Annotated in this window: 14 protein-coding genes and 1 tRNA gene; 7 read left to right on the forward strand and 8 right to left on the reverse strand. The window is 45.1% G+C overall.

What is annotated here, in order from left to right; translation table 11 throughout:
• Position 1 precedes the first annotated feature (1 nt).
• From H5T41_03955 to H5T41_03965, 3 genes are all read right to left on the reverse strand, one after another.
• Complete coding sequence (locus H5T41_03955; GenBank protein ID MBC7107929.1) at positions 2–373, reverse strand: nascent polypeptide-associated complex protein; 372 nt, start codon at positions 371–373, stop codon at positions 2–4.
• A gap of 87 nt (positions 374–460) precedes the next feature.
• Positions 461–1,813 carry a type I glutamate--ammonia ligase gene (gene glnA, locus H5T41_03960; GenBank protein ID MBC7107930.1) on the reverse strand — a complete coding sequence of 451 codons (1,353 nt, stop codon included), beginning with the start codon at positions 1,811–1,813 and terminating at the stop codon, positions 461–463.
• 154 nt (positions 1,814–1,967) lie between these two features.
• Positions 1,968–3,173 carry a hypothetical protein gene (locus tag H5T41_03965; protein ID MBC7107931.1) on the reverse strand — a complete coding sequence of 402 codons (1,206 nt, stop codon included), beginning with the start codon at positions 3,171–3,173 and terminating at the stop codon, positions 1,968–1,970.
• 177 nt (positions 3,174–3,350) lie between these two features.
• On the opposite strand from H5T41_03965, the gene H5T41_03970 reads away from it, so the two are divergent.
• Complete coding sequence (locus H5T41_03970; protein MBC7107932.1) at positions 3,351–3,872, forward strand: Lrp/AsnC family transcriptional regulator; 522 nt, start codon at positions 3,351–3,353, stop codon at positions 3,870–3,872.
• 250 nt (positions 3,873–4,122) lie between these two features.
• Positions 4,123–5,967 (forward strand): aspartate--tRNA ligase, encoded by a 1,845-nt coding sequence (aspS, locus tag H5T41_03975; GenBank protein MBC7107933.1) that lies wholly within the window; start codon positions 4,123–4,125, stop codon positions 5,965–5,967.
• A 2-nt stretch (positions 5,968–5,969) separates the two neighbouring features.
• Here the strand turns inward: aspS and gatB are convergent, their stop codons facing one another.
• The 3 genes from gatB to gatC are packed head-to-tail and all read right to left on the reverse strand — an operon-like array spanning position 5,970 to position 8,934.
• Entirely contained in the window at positions 5,970–7,328 is a 1,359-nt protein-coding gene (gene gatB / locus H5T41_03980) for an Asp-tRNA(Asn)/Glu-tRNA(Gln) amidotransferase subunit GatB (GenBank protein MBC7107934.1), read from the reverse strand.
• The gene (gatA, locus tag H5T41_03985) at positions 7,325–8,665 is read right to left on the reverse strand and encodes an Asp-tRNA(Asn)/Glu-tRNA(Gln) amidotransferase subunit GatA (GenBank protein ID MBC7107935.1); all 1,341 of its coding nucleotides are present in this window, start codon (positions 8,663–8,665) and stop codon (positions 7,325–7,327) included. The genes gatB and gatA overlap by 4 nt, the downstream gene beginning before the upstream one ends.
• Positions 8,662–8,934: an Asp-tRNA(Asn)/Glu-tRNA(Gln) amidotransferase subunit GatC gene (gatC, locus tag H5T41_03990; GenBank protein MBC7107936.1), complete on the reverse strand. Its 273-nt coding sequence runs from the start codon at positions 8,932–8,934 to the stop codon at positions 8,662–8,664. Before gatC ends, gatA begins: the two co-directional genes overlap by 4 nt.
• A gap of 224 nt (positions 8,935–9,158) precedes the next feature.
• On the opposite strand from gatC, the gene H5T41_03995 reads away from it, so the two are divergent.
• Complete coding sequence (locus H5T41_03995; protein ID MBC7107937.1) at positions 9,159–9,680, forward strand: tetratricopeptide repeat protein; 522 nt, start codon at positions 9,159–9,161, stop codon at positions 9,678–9,680.
• 281 nt (positions 9,681–9,961) lie between these two features.
• Here H5T41_03995 and H5T41_04000 read toward each other — a convergent pair whose 3' ends face one another.
• Positions 9,962–10,669, reverse strand: a complete 708-nt coding sequence (locus H5T41_04000) for a phosphoglycolate phosphatase (protein ID MBC7107938.1) — start codon at positions 10,667–10,669, stop codon at positions 9,962–9,964.
• Positions 10,656–11,540 (reverse strand): GTP cyclohydrolase I FolE2, encoded by an 885-nt coding sequence (locus tag H5T41_04005; protein ID MBC7107939.1) that lies wholly within the window; start codon positions 11,538–11,540, stop codon positions 10,656–10,658. The genes H5T41_04000 and H5T41_04005 overlap by 14 nt, the downstream gene beginning before the upstream one ends.
• 417 nt (positions 11,541–11,957) lie before the next feature.
• Here H5T41_04005 and H5T41_04010 point away from each other — a divergent pair, with 417 nt between their 5' ends.
• The 4 genes from H5T41_04010 (at position 11,958) to glpK (ending at position 14,710) form a co-directional block, all read left to right on the forward strand.
• Positions 11,958–12,632 carry a ribonuclease HII gene (locus H5T41_04010; protein ID MBC7107940.1) on the forward strand — a complete coding sequence of 225 codons (675 nt, stop codon included), beginning with the start codon at positions 11,958–11,960 and terminating at the stop codon, positions 12,630–12,632.
• Positions 12,607–12,939 (forward strand): SCP2 sterol-binding domain-containing protein, encoded by a 333-nt coding sequence (locus tag H5T41_04015; GenBank protein ID MBC7107941.1) that lies wholly within the window; start codon positions 12,607–12,609, stop codon positions 12,937–12,939. Before H5T41_04010 ends, H5T41_04015 begins: the two co-directional genes overlap by 26 nt.
• Positions 12,940–13,000: 61 nt before the next feature.
• A tRNA-Met gene (locus H5T41_04020) sits at positions 13,001–13,075 on the forward strand.
• 126 nt (positions 13,076–13,201) lie between these two features.
• On the forward strand, positions 13,202–14,710 hold the full coding sequence (gene glpK / locus H5T41_04025; GenBank protein ID MBC7107942.1) for a glycerol kinase GlpK: 1,509 nt from the start codon (positions 13,202–13,204) through the stop codon (positions 14,708–14,710).

The raw sequence follows: 14,710 nt of genomic DNA on the forward strand, positions 1-14,710 counted from the left end.
CTCATCGCGATGACATGATTTTCAATATCGCTTCCGCAGGCTGACCGTCGCACTCAGTGAGAGCACGAATAGCTTCTTCCTCAGTGCAACCTGTCTGCTCCATCACGAGCTTCACATCCTCGTCAGGGATTTTCTTTTCCTCGTCTTTGGCAATCGATTTTCTTTCGAGGATTTCGGGCTCGCCGAGGATCTGAAATGATTTTTGCCCCTGAACTTCCATCAGCGTTACTGCAGCTTCTTTGATGACATACTCCTTCGTCTTCGTGCGAATGATGACCTCTTCAACGTCCTCAATCTCTTCTGCCTTGATACCAAGACGTTTCATCGCTTGTTTGACCTGGCGCGGATTCACTCGACCAATACCGGGCATCATATTTTCTGATCAAGTGATTGGTGTCCGGAAGTTAAATCTTTTGAGTCTCTCTGTGCCACGATTGATTCTTGATTTCCAAACAATTCATCAAAGGACTCTCAGGAATTTTTCAATTTCCCAATCGGTGACGCGGGTCCGGTACTCATCCCACTCTTTTCCTTTGATGTGCAGATAGTGGCTGAAGATGTGATCCCCAAGCGTTTCTTTAACCAATTTGCTCATACTCATCAGGCTGAGTGCCTCGCCAAGGCTTTCTGGAAGACTCTCGATATTGTGTCGTTCCCTCTCTTCTTTGCTCATATGATAGATATCACGTTCAACAGGTTCCGGCGGTTCGATGCCCTTCTCAATCCCATCAAGACCAGCGGCAAGCATGACAGCGAACTGCAGATACGGATTTCCGGCTGGATCTGGATTCCTAAGCTCAATCCGCGTCTTAGTGCCTCTGCCTGCGGGAACCCGGATGAGGGCGCTGCGATTCCTGTTCGCCCACGAAATATAGCATGGAGCCTCGAATCCCGGCACGAGTCGTTTGTATGAATTAACGTAGGAAGCAAGAATCGCACATGTTTCCCTCGCATGCTTGAGCAAGCCACCGATGAACTTGAGGGCAATTTCACTGAGTCCGTATCGGCCTGAAGGGTCGTCAAATGCATTCACGCCATCAATAGTTGACAACGATTGATGGACGTGCATCCCTGAGCCGTTGACGCCGTACAGAGGTTTGGGCATGAATGTAGCGTGCAGTCCGTGTCTCAGAGCGATCGTCTTGATCCCAAATTTCAAAGTAATCATGCGGTCAGCGATTGTCAGAGCGTTATCATATCGCAAATCGACTTCATGCTGACCCGGCGCGACCTCATGATGCGACGCTTCCATGTTAAATTTCATCATGTCGAAATTCATCATAATGTCTTTACGGACAACCTCTCCTTTGTCCAGCGGCATGAGGTCAAAATACCCGCCCACATCATTCGGAACTAGTCGAGGATTGTGATTTTCATCAATCTTGAAAAGGAAGAATTCAAACTCAGGGCCAACATTGAATATATATCCCTTCTCCCTCGCCCGTTCCATCATCCGTTCGAGAACGTACCTTGGGTCGCCCTTGAATCTGTTCCCGTTGTGATCGAAAATTCTGCACATGAATCGTGCCGTTTTCATCCAACTCCCAATCGTCCATGGATAGATTAGGAAGGAGTCGAGTATCGGAACTGCCCTCATATCGGATTCTTCGATCGTCGCATAACCGAGAATCGATGATCCATCAATGAAGACTCCTTCGTCAATGGCCTTTTCGAGTCTTTCTACCGGGATAGAGACACTCTTGACGGTCCCAAGAATGTCCGAAAACTGCATTTCAACAAAACGGACTTCTTCCTGTTTAACCGTCTTCAATACACTCTCTTTGAGTTCCGATTCACTAATTGTCTGAGTCATGGCGCGGGTGATGAACAAATTAGATAATAAATTTTTCTAATTTTAGCTTTTTGACTAATTTATTGATTCTTTATTGTTTATTTATATATCCATCAAGTTCTGTTATAGACTATAAGAAATTAAGAAAATGAAAAAATCATCACAATCAGACCATTCATTTATTATTCGCGACCTCTTGACTGAGAGCGAGCTTGACCTCGTCGAGTATGCTCCTGAGAACTTCATTCACATGAATTGAACCAGTCAGGCCACCAGAGGCGAAGTGCTTCTGTCCTCCTCCTCTGCCACCGACCTTCGACAAACACTTGTTCAGGATTCCAGGACAATCGATGTCAATGTCCTTGTTTACCGCTAATATAAACAATGCTTTTTCATCCTGCGATACAAAAATGCAAGCCGTTTTCTCTTCCTGAATGAAACGGTTTGCTTCATCGATGAGCATTTTCCTATCTAGTGCTTCAAATAAGCCCGAATAGATTTTGAATGGCCCGTGTCTCTCAGGAACAAGCGATCTCAATCTCTCGCGAGCATGTTTTTTTAGCGAATCCTTTAAAACCGTCACCGAATGCTTCATATTTTCTACAGCGCTAACAAGATGCTCTGGTTGCGCTCCAATCACTTCAGAGGCATGCAATGCGATTGTGCCAAAGAATATCGATTTCATCATCGCGTTTGTGCCAACCTCAAAAGAAATTTCGAAATCACCGATGGATTTGGCAGATGAGATTTTTGTCACAAAGATCATGTTCACCTCTGCCGTATTTCTTACATGAATGCCAGCGCACGCTGCTTGATCAAACTCATCTATTTTGACGATTCTTACTTTATTCTCCGTGATTCTCTCGAGTTTTGCTCGAATTCTAGATGCGGCCACCTCGTTTCTTTCAAGCCAGCATTCTGTCACGGCTAACCCTTTCAGAATGATTTCATTGGCTCTTTTTTGGGCCCTTGATATGACTGGCCAGTCGACATGCCCTTTTATTATCAGACTTTTCTTTGATGGTGATATGTGGATTTTGACGAGTTCAATATCGGGAGATTCGCGAAGTATCGATGAAAAAAGAATGTGTTCTCCTGTATGTCCTTTCATCAGCTCATAGCGGCGATCCCAATCGATTTCGCCGTAAACCTTTTGGCCAGGATTAAATGTGTGACCGGGGACCCTGTGATATACGTGACCTCCCTCAGCTTTGACCTCGGTAACTTGCAGTCCCTCAATCGATCCAAGGTCGCATTCCTGTCCTCCGCCGCCTGGGAAAAATGCAGTTCGGTCAAGCAAAATCCAGTCGCCATCAATTTTTTCCACAATAGCATCGAAACTTCTGATGTATGGATCAGCTTCATACAAACGATGAGTCATCGCTTCATCTCGAAGGATAAAGAACCTGATAAACCTTGTCGGCAAGATTCGTGCGACCTCATGCACGAGAAAGCACGATGGATCTTCTATCCGGCATAAACGCAGGTTAAAATCGGGAATTGAGCTCTTTGATGAAAGGCATCTTACTGCACAAAAGAAAATATATTCATAGAATCGATGGACATATTCAGGAGCAGACTGACGGGTGAGCATTTGACCGAAATAAATCTTGACGATCTGGACAAGAAGATCATTGAACAACTCTGTCGATCCAGCCAGGGATCCTATCGTCAGATCGCAAAGCGCCTGGGCATTCATCCCACCACTCTGATTCAAAGAGTGAAGAATCTGGAAGAACAGGGTATCATCAAGGGATATAGAGCAAATGTCGACTATCTTAAACTTGGATATGAATTCATGGCGATCGTGCACGTTTATGTAGAGGGGGACCTCCTGGAGGTGCAGCGCAGGATCAAAGATATCAAGAATGTCGTCGCAGTGTTTGATGTAACCGGTGAATGTGATTCGATTGCTTGGATCGCTTGTAAGGATCGTGAAGAGTTCAGCGGGGTGATCAAGCGCATGCTACAGATGCCAGGTGTCAAGAAAACAAATACTTATGTCGTTCTCAACGTGATCAAGGATCCTTATCAGTTTTTGCCTGATTTCGAAGGTAAAGAAACCTTTGGATCAGAATGATCGTTCGATGGTCTTATGAATTAGTCAATCTCAAACATCATTTTCTGACCCATGTAACCTAGAGGTTGAATAGAAATTTATATCTCAGATTGTCAAATTGTTAAATAATTGCAGATTAACTGACAATTTGTTGGAATTACGTTCAGTATTTGAAAAATCTGATCGTTTTCGAAGATTTACAGGGCAAAATGTTTAATATGGGCCTCTCATTAATGGCCATTGCCCGATTAATAAATCAGAGGAAATTTCAATGATTCGGACACACAACTGCGGTGCAATTCGACCAGAAGATATAGGGAAACGTGTTAAGATAGCAGGTTGGGTGAGATTTTCAAGGGATCACGGTGGCGTCAAATTTATTGATCTAGCTGATTCATATGGAATCACTCAAGTCGTACTCGACCCCGAAGCGATGCCTCCTGGTGTTGATATCAGAGCGCTTTCCAAAGAGATCGATTCACTGAGCAGGGAATCCGTTATTGCAGTGACTGGTATTGTAAGGGAGAGAGTTCCAGGAACAGAGGATTCCCGAAATCCGACGGGCATGGTTGAGGTCCTCATAGAAGATCTTACCGTTCTCAGCAGATCGAAGCCCATCCCATTCGAAATAGCGGAGCAGAAGAAGTCATTTCTTCCGAACGAGGACTTGCGATTGAAATTCAGATATTTAGATCTTAGAAGGGCAGAAATGATTGGAAATCTTAGATTCAGGCATCGATTGGTTTCTGCCGCACGACAGTTTTTTGATTCAGAGGGATTCATTGAGGTCGAGACACCGATTCTCACGCGAAGCACACCAGAAGGGGCCAGGGACTTTATCGTACCGTCTAGGACAATGCCCGGAAAATTTTACGCTCTTCCTCAAAGTCCTCAGCTTTATAAACAAATGCTGATGATCGGTGGCGTCGATAAGTATTACCAGATAGCAAGATGTTTTCGCGATGAGGATTCGCGTTCTGATCGACAGCCCGAATTTACCCAGATCGATCTTGAAATGTCCTTTGTCGAGGAAAAAGATGTGCATGATGTCGTAGAGAGATTGCTTGCACATATCTGGAAATCGCTCTATGGGTCGAAGCTAGAAATTCCTTTTCCAAGAGTGAGGTACAAGAATGCGATCGAAAAATTCGGAACTGACGCGCCTGATATTAGATTTGGACTTGAGATTTCTGAGGTTACTGAGATTGTTGCTGATTCCTCTTATGAGATCTTCAACAAGATAATTCGAAAGGGCGGAATTGTTCTGGGCATCAATGTTCGATCTTCTCTTGTATCATCTTCACCAACAGAGACAACTCAGATCGGGAGGAAAGAAGTCGATAGGCTCATCGACTGGGCCAAGCAGGAGGGCATGGGAGGCCTAACCTGGATGAGAGTCACCGCAGAGGGGCTGAGCTCTAACATCGTTAAGTATTTCCCAGCCGAAATCCGGCAAAAATTGATTCGGGCAATGGATGCCGACATCGGGGATCTCCTCCTATTCGTTGCAGGGCAAAAAATGCAGGCGAGGAAATATGCGGGAGCACTAAGGATGAAACTCGCAAGGGATCTGGGACTCCTCGACGGCAAGAGTCATCAATTTGTGTGGGTTGTTGATTGTCCTTTATTTATTAGAGATCCCCTCACGGGAAGTCTGGAACCTTTCCATCATCCATTCGTCATGCCGGTTGATGGATACATCGAAGAGAACAGTGATATTGATGAACTCAAAGGGCTTTCCTATGACCTTGTCCTCGATGGATGTGAAATTGGAAGCGGTTCAATCAGAATTCACGATCCGGAATTGCAGAAGAAGATTTTCAGATTGCTGGGAATGTCCGATGATGAGATTGAAAGGAAATTCGGCTTTTTCCTCGAGGCTCTGAGTTACGGAGCACCACCTCATGGAGGAATCGCGCTCGGTCTCGACAGACTCGTTTCGATTCTGGTCGGTTCCGAAACCATCAGGGAGGTCATCGCCTTTCCGAAAAACAAACGATTCCAGTCACCGCTGGACGACTCACCTGCTCCAATCGAAGAATCAAAACTCGCTGAACTGGAACTTCTTTCGCTTTCCTCGGTAGAAGAAGAAGTGAAAAAGGAGGTTCAGCAATGATATCATCGAGAGAGTCTTCTTTCGATCTCGTTTATGACTAATTTGGCAACTTCATCAGACGAGCATCGGCCTTTGAAAGCTTTCATTACCTGACCGATGACGAAGTTCGCTGCTCGTTTGTTTGTCTTGTAATCAGAAATGATTTCTGGATGTTCCTTAAGAATCGAACAAATGATCTCAATTACCTCCTCGGTATCCAGTTCCTGTGAGGTACCCACGAACTCTTCCCCTTTGATGATAGATACGAGCATTTTCCTTCCTTCGCTTTCGGAAATCGATCCGCTCAGAATCGATCCAATTATCGTCAAAATCGAGGTACGCAAATCCTCAGTCATCCTTTTTTCAAGCGTCGACCAATTTGCGGCGAGTTGATCTAGAATCCATGACAGGACCTTATTTGCTGGAAATTTCGACGAAAGGTCTTCAAAAAGATCGGCGAGGGCATAAGAAGTAAAGACGATCTTTTTTGCTTCTGCCAAGCCAATACCGTATTCTCTTGATAACCGTTCAACTCGCATCAGTGGCGTCTCTGGAATTGCTATCAATTTGGCTATCTCCCCAACATTGAAGACCCCAAGATCAGGTTCAAGAATGTATCCATAATCCTCCTCGAATTCCTTTTCCCTTGCAGGAAGCGTCACTTTCCGTTCTTCATCGTAACGCCTTGTTTCTCTGGGGATTTTCTTCCCCGCTTTCAGCATTTTTGATTGCCTTACAAATTCAAACTCAAGCGCTTTTTCGAGATTTCTTAGTCCAAGAATATTCTTCACCTCAACCCTCTCTTCAGCAACCGAGATGTTCGCGTCGACCCTTACCGATTGCTCATCCTTGTCCGAGATACCAACGAGATAACGGAGTTCTGTTAAAAGAGAAGAGGTGAAATCCCTTGCCTCTCTTGGCGTGGAAAGATCTGGAGCAGTGACGATCTCGACAAGCGGTACACCACTGCGGTTATAATCAATCAGCGAAATTTCCTCACCGAGTTTTCCCACTCTCTTGATCTTTCCCGGGTCCTCTTCGAGATGGACTCTCAAAATTCGAATAGACTTGCCGTCGAAAAGAAATTTTCCATCGAACCCGATTGGCGATTCATATTGAGTGATCTGAAAATTCTTGGGAAGATCCGGGTAAAAATACGTTTTTCTTGAAAACCATGTTATGTCGGGAATCCGACATCCGAGTCTTTTGGCGATCATGAGTCCCATCTCAAGGGCTTTCCTGTTGAGCCGAGGTCTTGAGCCGGGAAACCCCAAACATGTTGGACAAATCGCTTCGTTCGGTTCAGAAGCAGACGTCGGGCAGGAGCAAAAAAGTTTCGAGGTCGTTGGAAGTTGAAGATGAATTTCCAATCCGATCTTCAAAGCTTCACCTCCGGGAATTGATATTCGAAAACACTTTCCCAGCATTCCGCAAAGTGCAAGAGACGATTTTCTTCCCAATGTGGTGCCACAAGTTGAAAGCCGATAGGAATTCCATGATAATATCCGCACGGTAGTGAAATGTGTGGCATGCCGACGAGGTTTGGCGGAACGGTGAGAAAATCAGCTTTGTACATGTCTAGTGGCTTCATCTTTTGAATATCGCTGAATCGAGGCGCAATGAATGGCATTGTTGGCATGACGACAAGATCGAAATCCTGGAATATTCTCAGATACTCTTCTTTCACGATCTGTCTCACTGAAAGCGCTTTCAGGTAATACCGATCTCTGAAGCCGATTCTTCTGCAATAAGTTCCAAGTAAAATCCTTCTCTTGGCTTCTTTACCGAAGAACGCCGATCTGACCTCTGAAAAGAAGGTATTGAAATGCATATTCACATCATCTCTCACAATTCCAAACCTCATCCCGGAATACCGAGCGAGATTCGTCGATGCTTCGGAGGTGGCGAGAACATAATACGCTGGAAGGGCAAATCTAAGAGAGGGCATATTGACCTCTTCGACCTTGATGCTCAACTGCTCCTCGATAATTTCAGTTGCTTTCCTGAAAGCCGCTTCCACTTCGCCGCTGATACCTTGCATCGCCTCCTTCGGAACACCAATTCTCTTAATTTTTGAGGAGGATAAAGCCAGTATCGGCTGTGAACATGAGGTTGGATCTAAAGAATCTGGCCCGGAAATGATAGGAAGATATGTTCGAAGATCCGATGCTGAACGGCACATCAATCCGATCTTGTCCAGCGAATTGCTATAATCGATAAGACCATAACGCGAAACCCGCCCATAAGTCGGTGTCATCCCAATTACACCGCAGAATGAAGCGGGGCACGAAATTGAGCCACCTGTTGAAACAGCGAGCGCTATATGACCGTCGAGCAACGCGACTGCAGCCGCGGCACCTCCGCTTGATCCCCCGCAGCTTCTTTCCGGATCGAACGGATTTCTCGGCACCCCATACGCCGAGTTTGTACAAAATGTGCCGAATCCGAATTCATCCATATTCGTCTTGCCGATGAGCAAGCCGCCAGATTCTCTAAGCTTGCGAATAGCTGTTGCATCAAATGGGGGGGTATATCCATCGAGAATCCTTGAACCCGCTCGTGACTGGAAATCGATCGTGCACAAATTATCCTTTGCAGAGAAATGAAAATGGCATCGGCCTTCGGCCTTTAGAAATTCTTCTTCGTTGATCAGTTGCGAGAAGATTTTGTATTTTTCATTTAAACGAGTTAAATATTCGACACTTAATTTGTCGCTCAAGACAATCGCGGCCCCCTCACATATCCCTCGAATACCTTCATCGATTGTCTTAGAACCTCTGGATCGATCACCTGATATTGTTCATCATCCCGCATGATATTCTCTATCATAACGGGGTTTAACATGAAATCATCTCTGGTTGGTGCCTCATCCATAATCGAAAAATAATTGAGGATATCTTCCAGATCCGATGAAAATTCCTCAATCTCCTCATCACTAAGTATGAGTCTCGCAATTCTTGCGATCTCGTTAACCTCCTGTTTGTCCATGACTCATCGCTCCTTCAGGATGATTTTTCAACAATCTTATCCAAATTATCACTAAAGATACACGCATGTCTGTTATTGACAGAGCATATATAACGATTATCTCACGCCTTCCAATGCGTTATACGCAAGGAATAAGCGTACGAGCTATAATAAGGAAAGGTCGCATCCTTGAGAAAAACAGTGCTATTCGAAGACAACAACGTTGGGGGAAAATGTTTATCTTTATGTCGAGGCTTACTCCGGATGGTGCATTCATGGACGAAGCTGAGAAACTCATCAAACAAGGTTTCCAATTGCTCAGCGAGGGCGATTACGCTCAAGCGTTGTCGAAATTCGAGAAGGCTATTAAACTTAATCCGAAAAATGCCGAAGCCTATTTTGGCAAGGCTGAAGCAGGACTATGTGTTTCCAAGATCAGTGTAGAGGAAATACTCGAGTCTTACAAAAAGGCAATCGAACTCGACCCGCAGAATGCCTATTTTCTTGCTTCGATGGGCTCATTTTGCCTCGATGTCGGAAAACTGAACGAGGCCGAATCAGCGTACAATAAGGCAGCCGAAATCGATCCGGACAACGCGCCGTATTACTATTCTGAATTTGGAGTTGAATATTATCGAAAGGCGCCCGAGGTTTACGAGAAATTCATGGACGACAAGACGATGGAGTTTATTCTAAAGAAGTCATTGAAATATCTTCTCAAATCGATCAATCTTGACGAGGAAAAGGCAAAGAAGCTCTTATCGTAATCAGATATATCATAATCAAATAATAAAAATGAGGGGTATTGGCTAAAACAATTTCTTCTCATTTTCCCTTTCAATCTCGTGCTTAGCCGTCCTGTAGCATCGTTCGCACACACACTCTCGCGGGTAAAAATGCTTTGAACAGACCAATTGACCACAGATCGCACACGTATGCTCCGCACACCGGCCGCAGATGCTACACTGCCCCAATACAGACATCATTAATTCGATACAACTTTCCTTCTTAAAACGATACCGATTAGTTTTTTCTCAACGGCATCATTTTATAAAAGCCCTAACCACTCAAGACCCTCTATGACACCATCTGCATGTGGCCGTCTGCACACATAATCGGCAGCACGCTTGGCCGCTTCTGAAGCGTTCGAAACGGCGATTCCGATGCCGCAGTTCTCGATCATTGATACGTCATTGTCGGAATCGCCGAATGCGGCGATCTCCTCCGTATCAATTCCAATTATTTTCGCGGCCTTTCTAACGCCATTCATCTTACTGTGTCCGGGCTCCATGATGTGAATGGCAAATCCCGTGGCTTCTATCGTCACATTCCAATTCTTTAATGCCTTCTTTACTTCTTCGAGGTCTGCCGATCTTTTCAAGGCAACCTCTGTTTCCCTCCATTTATCTGTAAAAAGTCGTTCGACTGGCATTTTGCTCTTCAAATACTCATAAGCCCTGAGAGGTTGCTCAATTGAATTGATCTTGTAGATTCTTTCTCGAAAAGAGATGATCCCGCCGTTCTCGGCGATAACAGGTCCCTCAATGCCAATAAAGAGAGCTAAACCGTACGCTACTGGTAAAACGTTACCGCTCGCAATCATCACCGTGTAGCCCTTTTCTTGCACACGGCGCAACGCTTCTATCCCGTGGATTTGAATTTTTCTCTTCGAATCGGTCAATGTACCGTCGACGTCCACGACAATCGCTTTAATAGAAATACTCCCTCCCTCCGCAATGAGTTCAATAGCATGCAACCTGATCGTTTCTCAATTCCTTCATCGTAGTTATCCTCTCTGCGAAAGCGTTGTGTTTATGAATCGATTCCTCACTCTCGCTCCTTACCGTCACTACGACATCGTCTGGAAGATGCCCATAGCTTTCGAGAATCTGCGACAATATCTCCCTCACGACGTCTTCAACGAATTTCGGATTGCTATGTGCCTTCAGAACTATTCTTGCTTCATCCGATCGCTTCAAGATCTCATAGGTGGGGCTACTGAAAGATCTTTCAACAATATCGACCAGATCGTCAGCTTCGACATCGTATTCTTCAGGGACTTCAATCATGACTGTTGTGACATTTCGCTGATTGTGTGTGATTGTTGGAACATCGGCACAACTGGAACGTTTTTCTCCAAGCAGCTCATCGCGAATCGTTTCCATCGCACACGGACACGCAGTCATCCCTGTGACTTTAACACCTATCATCTTCTTGACTCCATTGTCACGCTTGCTTACCGCCTTTGCCATGAGCTCATATGACTCCAGAGTTCTCTTACCGCTGGGTGTTTTCCTCTCGAGAAAATAATCCGCTGTCACATGGACTTCTGAATACGATGCGTATTCATGACGCTCCAGCAGCAATTTACAAATCTGCGCGCTCAAAACTTCTAGACCAGAAACTGGCTCTCTAATAGTCTGATCAACAATCTCTGAAACGACTTCGAGATTTCTCGACAGATGTGAACCTTTCTGGCTTGATGGTAAATCGACAAAGATGTCGAAATTGCATGTGAGGGTTACCGTCTTGTTCCCTCTCTTAACAGTAACCGGCTTCTTGACGCCGGTGACGCCCACTCTTGTTAGCTTGAATCCGTTCGGAATACGGATATTTTGACAATCCATTCTGGCGATAAGATCACCGATACTCGATAGGGACATCTTTTAAAAAAATGAGCATTTAACTAATAATTTGGTAGTATTCTCAAAAAATTGTTTATCGGAACACGACGGATTCTCTACTCTTTTATCGCTAGGAAGGAAATGGAATATCTAAATTGGGCCTTGTGAAATATCCGATCACCTATCACTCGATATGAATCAACCGGGACGGAACTGTTGTAGCCTACTAGAAAAATACATTCATCTAAATTTTCCGGTCGGTAACTTGCTTCGTTCCTTTTGCTTCATTCAGGAAAATTGACGCTAGAAAGATTAATCAATCGACGCCCGAACTCATTGAATTAGTGACTTCTTCTTATCATTTATGACACTGCATAAATTGCGACATGAATTTATACTGGCTCTCTTATGAATGACACGATGATCTGCGGCATCGATGAAGCAGGCAGAGGTCCACTTATCGGGCCAATGGTGGTCGCAGCAGTTGCAGTCAATGATGATTCTTTATTGCGACATTTGAATGTGAAGGATTCAAAGAAGTTGAAACCCTCGAAACGATCAGAGCTTGCCGATGCCATCAGAAAGATAGCACGTATAGAGACGATCGTAATCGATGTTGATGAAATTGATCGCGCTGTCGAGATTCATTGTCTCAATGAACTCGAAGCAGAAAAATTTTCAGAGCTTATTAACAGACTGCGACCACAGCGTGCATATATTGATGCCGCGGATGCGGTCCTGGAACGTTTTAGAATGATGATTTCGAAACGGTTGATGTGCAGTACGGAACTGATATGCGAACATAAGGCCGATGCGACCTATTCTGTTGTTTCAGCAGCCTCGATCATTGCGAAAACAATGAGAGACGCTCTGATGAAGAGAATTGAAGCGGAATTGAATCGACCGATTGGCAGCGGTTACCCCTCCGATCCGGTCACTAAAGCTTTTCTTGATGAGTGGATATCCACAAAAGGAGAATTACCTCCTTACACAAGGCGTTCCTGGACTCCGGCGAAAAAAGCGTTCGCCGTGATCAAGAATTCAAAGATCGATGAATGGATGGATAAAGATGACATTGAAGGAACTGTTGAATGAATCGATTGACAAATTTAACGAGAAGGTCGTTAGGGATACTCGATTACAGAAAGAACTAGATGGAATTAAGAAGAAAGTGTTGATCGATCTCGGCACGGAAAAATACAATTTCTCGCTTGAAGAAAAGAGGATTTCACCAGTAAATGACGGTGAGATCGCGGACCCAGACATCATAGTTTTTTCCGATCCGGAGACGCTCGAAGGCGTGCTCAGCGGAAGAATCAAACCGATGAAGGCATGGGCTCTGCGGAAGATCCGCATCAAGGGATCACTCGAAGATGTGATGCACCTTCGAAAACTCTTTTAACTCGCGATCCTCACGCCCAAAACTTTTATCTAAGGGTCTGGTGTTTAAGAGTCTTACCCAAAGCGGGGTGGGGTAGCCAGGACATCCCGTCGGGCTCATAACCCGGAGATCGGTCGTTCAAATCGACCCCCCGCTACTTTTTACTATCTAATAAGCACGAGTTTGTCAACCATAACCAGTTATATCATAAAGAACGTCCATTAACCAACGAACAAAACGAAAATATGTTATCATGACGATACGACAAACAAAGGATGATTTCATGTCCAAGTTTGTCGGGGCCATTGATCAAGGAACGACGGGGACCCGATTCGCATTATTTGATCATTCGGGCAATCTCGTCGCCTCCGCTTACGAAGAACATACCCAGATTTTCCCAAGGCCAGGATGGGTCGAACACAATCCCATAGAAATATGGCAGAAAACGAAGAAAGTCGTTAAGGAGGTGTTTGAGAAGACCAGGATTGATGCGAGGGATGTGGCAGCAATTGGCGTCACTAATCAGAGGGAAACAACTATCCTCTGGGATCGTAAAACAGGTCAGCCAGTTTACAACGCGATTGTCTGGCAATGTCGCAGGACAGCGGAAATGTGCGATCGACTCACAAAAGATGGATATTCAGAGATGATCCATGAAAAGACTGGACTTGTCGTCGATTCATATTTTTCTGGCACGAAAATTAAGTGGTTGATGGAGAATGTGAATGGAGTTGCAGAGAAAGCAAAAAAGGGAGAGATTCTTTTTGGAAACATCGATACCTGGCTCATATGGAAACTGACAGGCAAACATATAACAGATTATTCCAATGCGTCTCGCACGATGCTTTTTGACATATCGAAGTGCCGATGGGATGCCGAAATTCTTGAGGTATTAGGTATACCCGAATCCATTCTTCCAGAGGTAAGACCCTCCAGCGATCATCAGATCTACGGAATGACGACACCATCAGAATTCATGGGTGTGAGCATTCCAGTTTGCGGAGATCTCGGAGATCAGCAAGCCGCGCTATTCGGCCAGACCTGCTTTGATCCGGGTGAAACGAAGAACACTTACGGTACCGGTTGTTTCATGTTGATGAACATCGGCACAAAGATCACGCGATCAAGGAGCGGGTTGCTTACAACCATCGCTTTCAAATTGGCAGATAAACCAGTCCAGTACGCATTGGAGGGTTCAATTTTCGTGACTGGTGCCGCGATTCAATGGCTAAGAGATGGCTTGAAGATCATTGAAAGAGCTTCAGACACTGAGAAACTGGCACAATGTGTCCAAGATTCAGGAGGCGTGTATTTCGTGCCAGCATTCGTTGGTCTCGGCGCACCGTACTGGGATCCCTATGCAAGGGGTATGATCATAGGGATCACAGGGGGCACAAAACGAGAACACATTGTTCGTGCAACGCTGGAATCAATATGCTATCAGACGAGAGATGTGCTCGAAACCATGAACGCGGAGTCAGGCATCCCCCTCAAGACGCTCAGGGTGGATGGGGGCGCTGTGAGAAACAATTTCCTATGTCAGCTTCAGGCCGACATTCTTGGCGTTCAAGTTCTGAGGCCCACGGTGCAAGAAACGACCGCTCTTGGAGCCGCTTATGCGGCAGGCCTTGCGATCGGTTTTTGGAAAGATCTCGACGAATTGAGAAATAATTGGATTATAGATAGAACATTTGTTCCGATGATGAACAAAGAAAAAAGAGAGGAAGGATACGCAAATTGGAAGAAGGCTGTTCAGAGAGCCATGAACTGGGTCGCGACAAAAGACCGTTGA

Source organism: Methanomassiliicoccales archaeon (assembly GCA_014361295.1).
Classification (GTDB): Archaea; Thermoplasmatota; Thermoplasmata; order Methanomassiliicoccales; family JACIVX01; genus JACIVX01.

What these genes read in the sequence shown, in the direction of transcription:
- H5T41_03995 (MBC7107937.1), top strand. Translation starts at nt 9,159, where the DNA reads ATGTCGAGGCTTACTCCGGATGGTGCATTCATGGACGAAGCTGAGAAA.
- H5T41_03965 (MBC7107931.1), bottom strand. Translation starts at nt 3,173, where the DNA reads ATGACTCATCGTTTGTATGAAGCTGATCCATACATCAGAAGTTTCGAT.
- H5T41_04005 (MBC7107939.1), bottom strand. Translation starts at nt 11,540, where the DNA reads ATGGATTGTCAAAATATCCGTATTCCGAACGGATTCAAGCTAACAAGA.
- H5T41_03970 (MBC7107932.1), top strand. Translation starts at nt 3,351, where the DNA reads ATGGACATATTCAGGAGCAGACTGACGGGTGAGCATTTGACCGAAATA.
- H5T41_04010 (MBC7107940.1), top strand. Translation starts at nt 11,958, where the DNA reads ATGATCTGCGGCATCGATGAAGCAGGCAGAGGTCCACTTATCGGGCCA.
- H5T41_03955 (MBC7107929.1), bottom strand. Translation starts at nt 373, where the DNA reads ATGATGCCCGGTATTGGTCGAGTGAATCCGCGCCAGGTCAAACAAGCG.
- glpK (MBC7107942.1), top strand. Translation starts at nt 13,202, where the DNA reads ATGTCCAAGTTTGTCGGGGCCATTGATCAAGGAACGACGGGGACCCGA.
- glnA (MBC7107930.1), bottom strand. Translation starts at nt 1,813, where the DNA reads ATGACTCAGACAATTAGTGAATCGGAACTCAAAGAGAGTGTATTGAAG.
- gatC (MBC7107936.1), bottom strand. Translation starts at nt 8,934, where the DNA reads ATGGACAAACAGGAGGTTAACGAGATCGCAAGAATTGCGAGACTCATA.
- aspS (MBC7107933.1), top strand. Translation starts at nt 4,123, where the DNA reads ATGATTCGGACACACAACTGCGGTGCAATTCGACCAGAAGATATAGGG.
- H5T41_04015 (MBC7107941.1), top strand. Translation starts at nt 12,607, where the DNA reads ATGACATTGAAGGAACTGTTGAATGAATCGATTGACAAATTTAACGAG.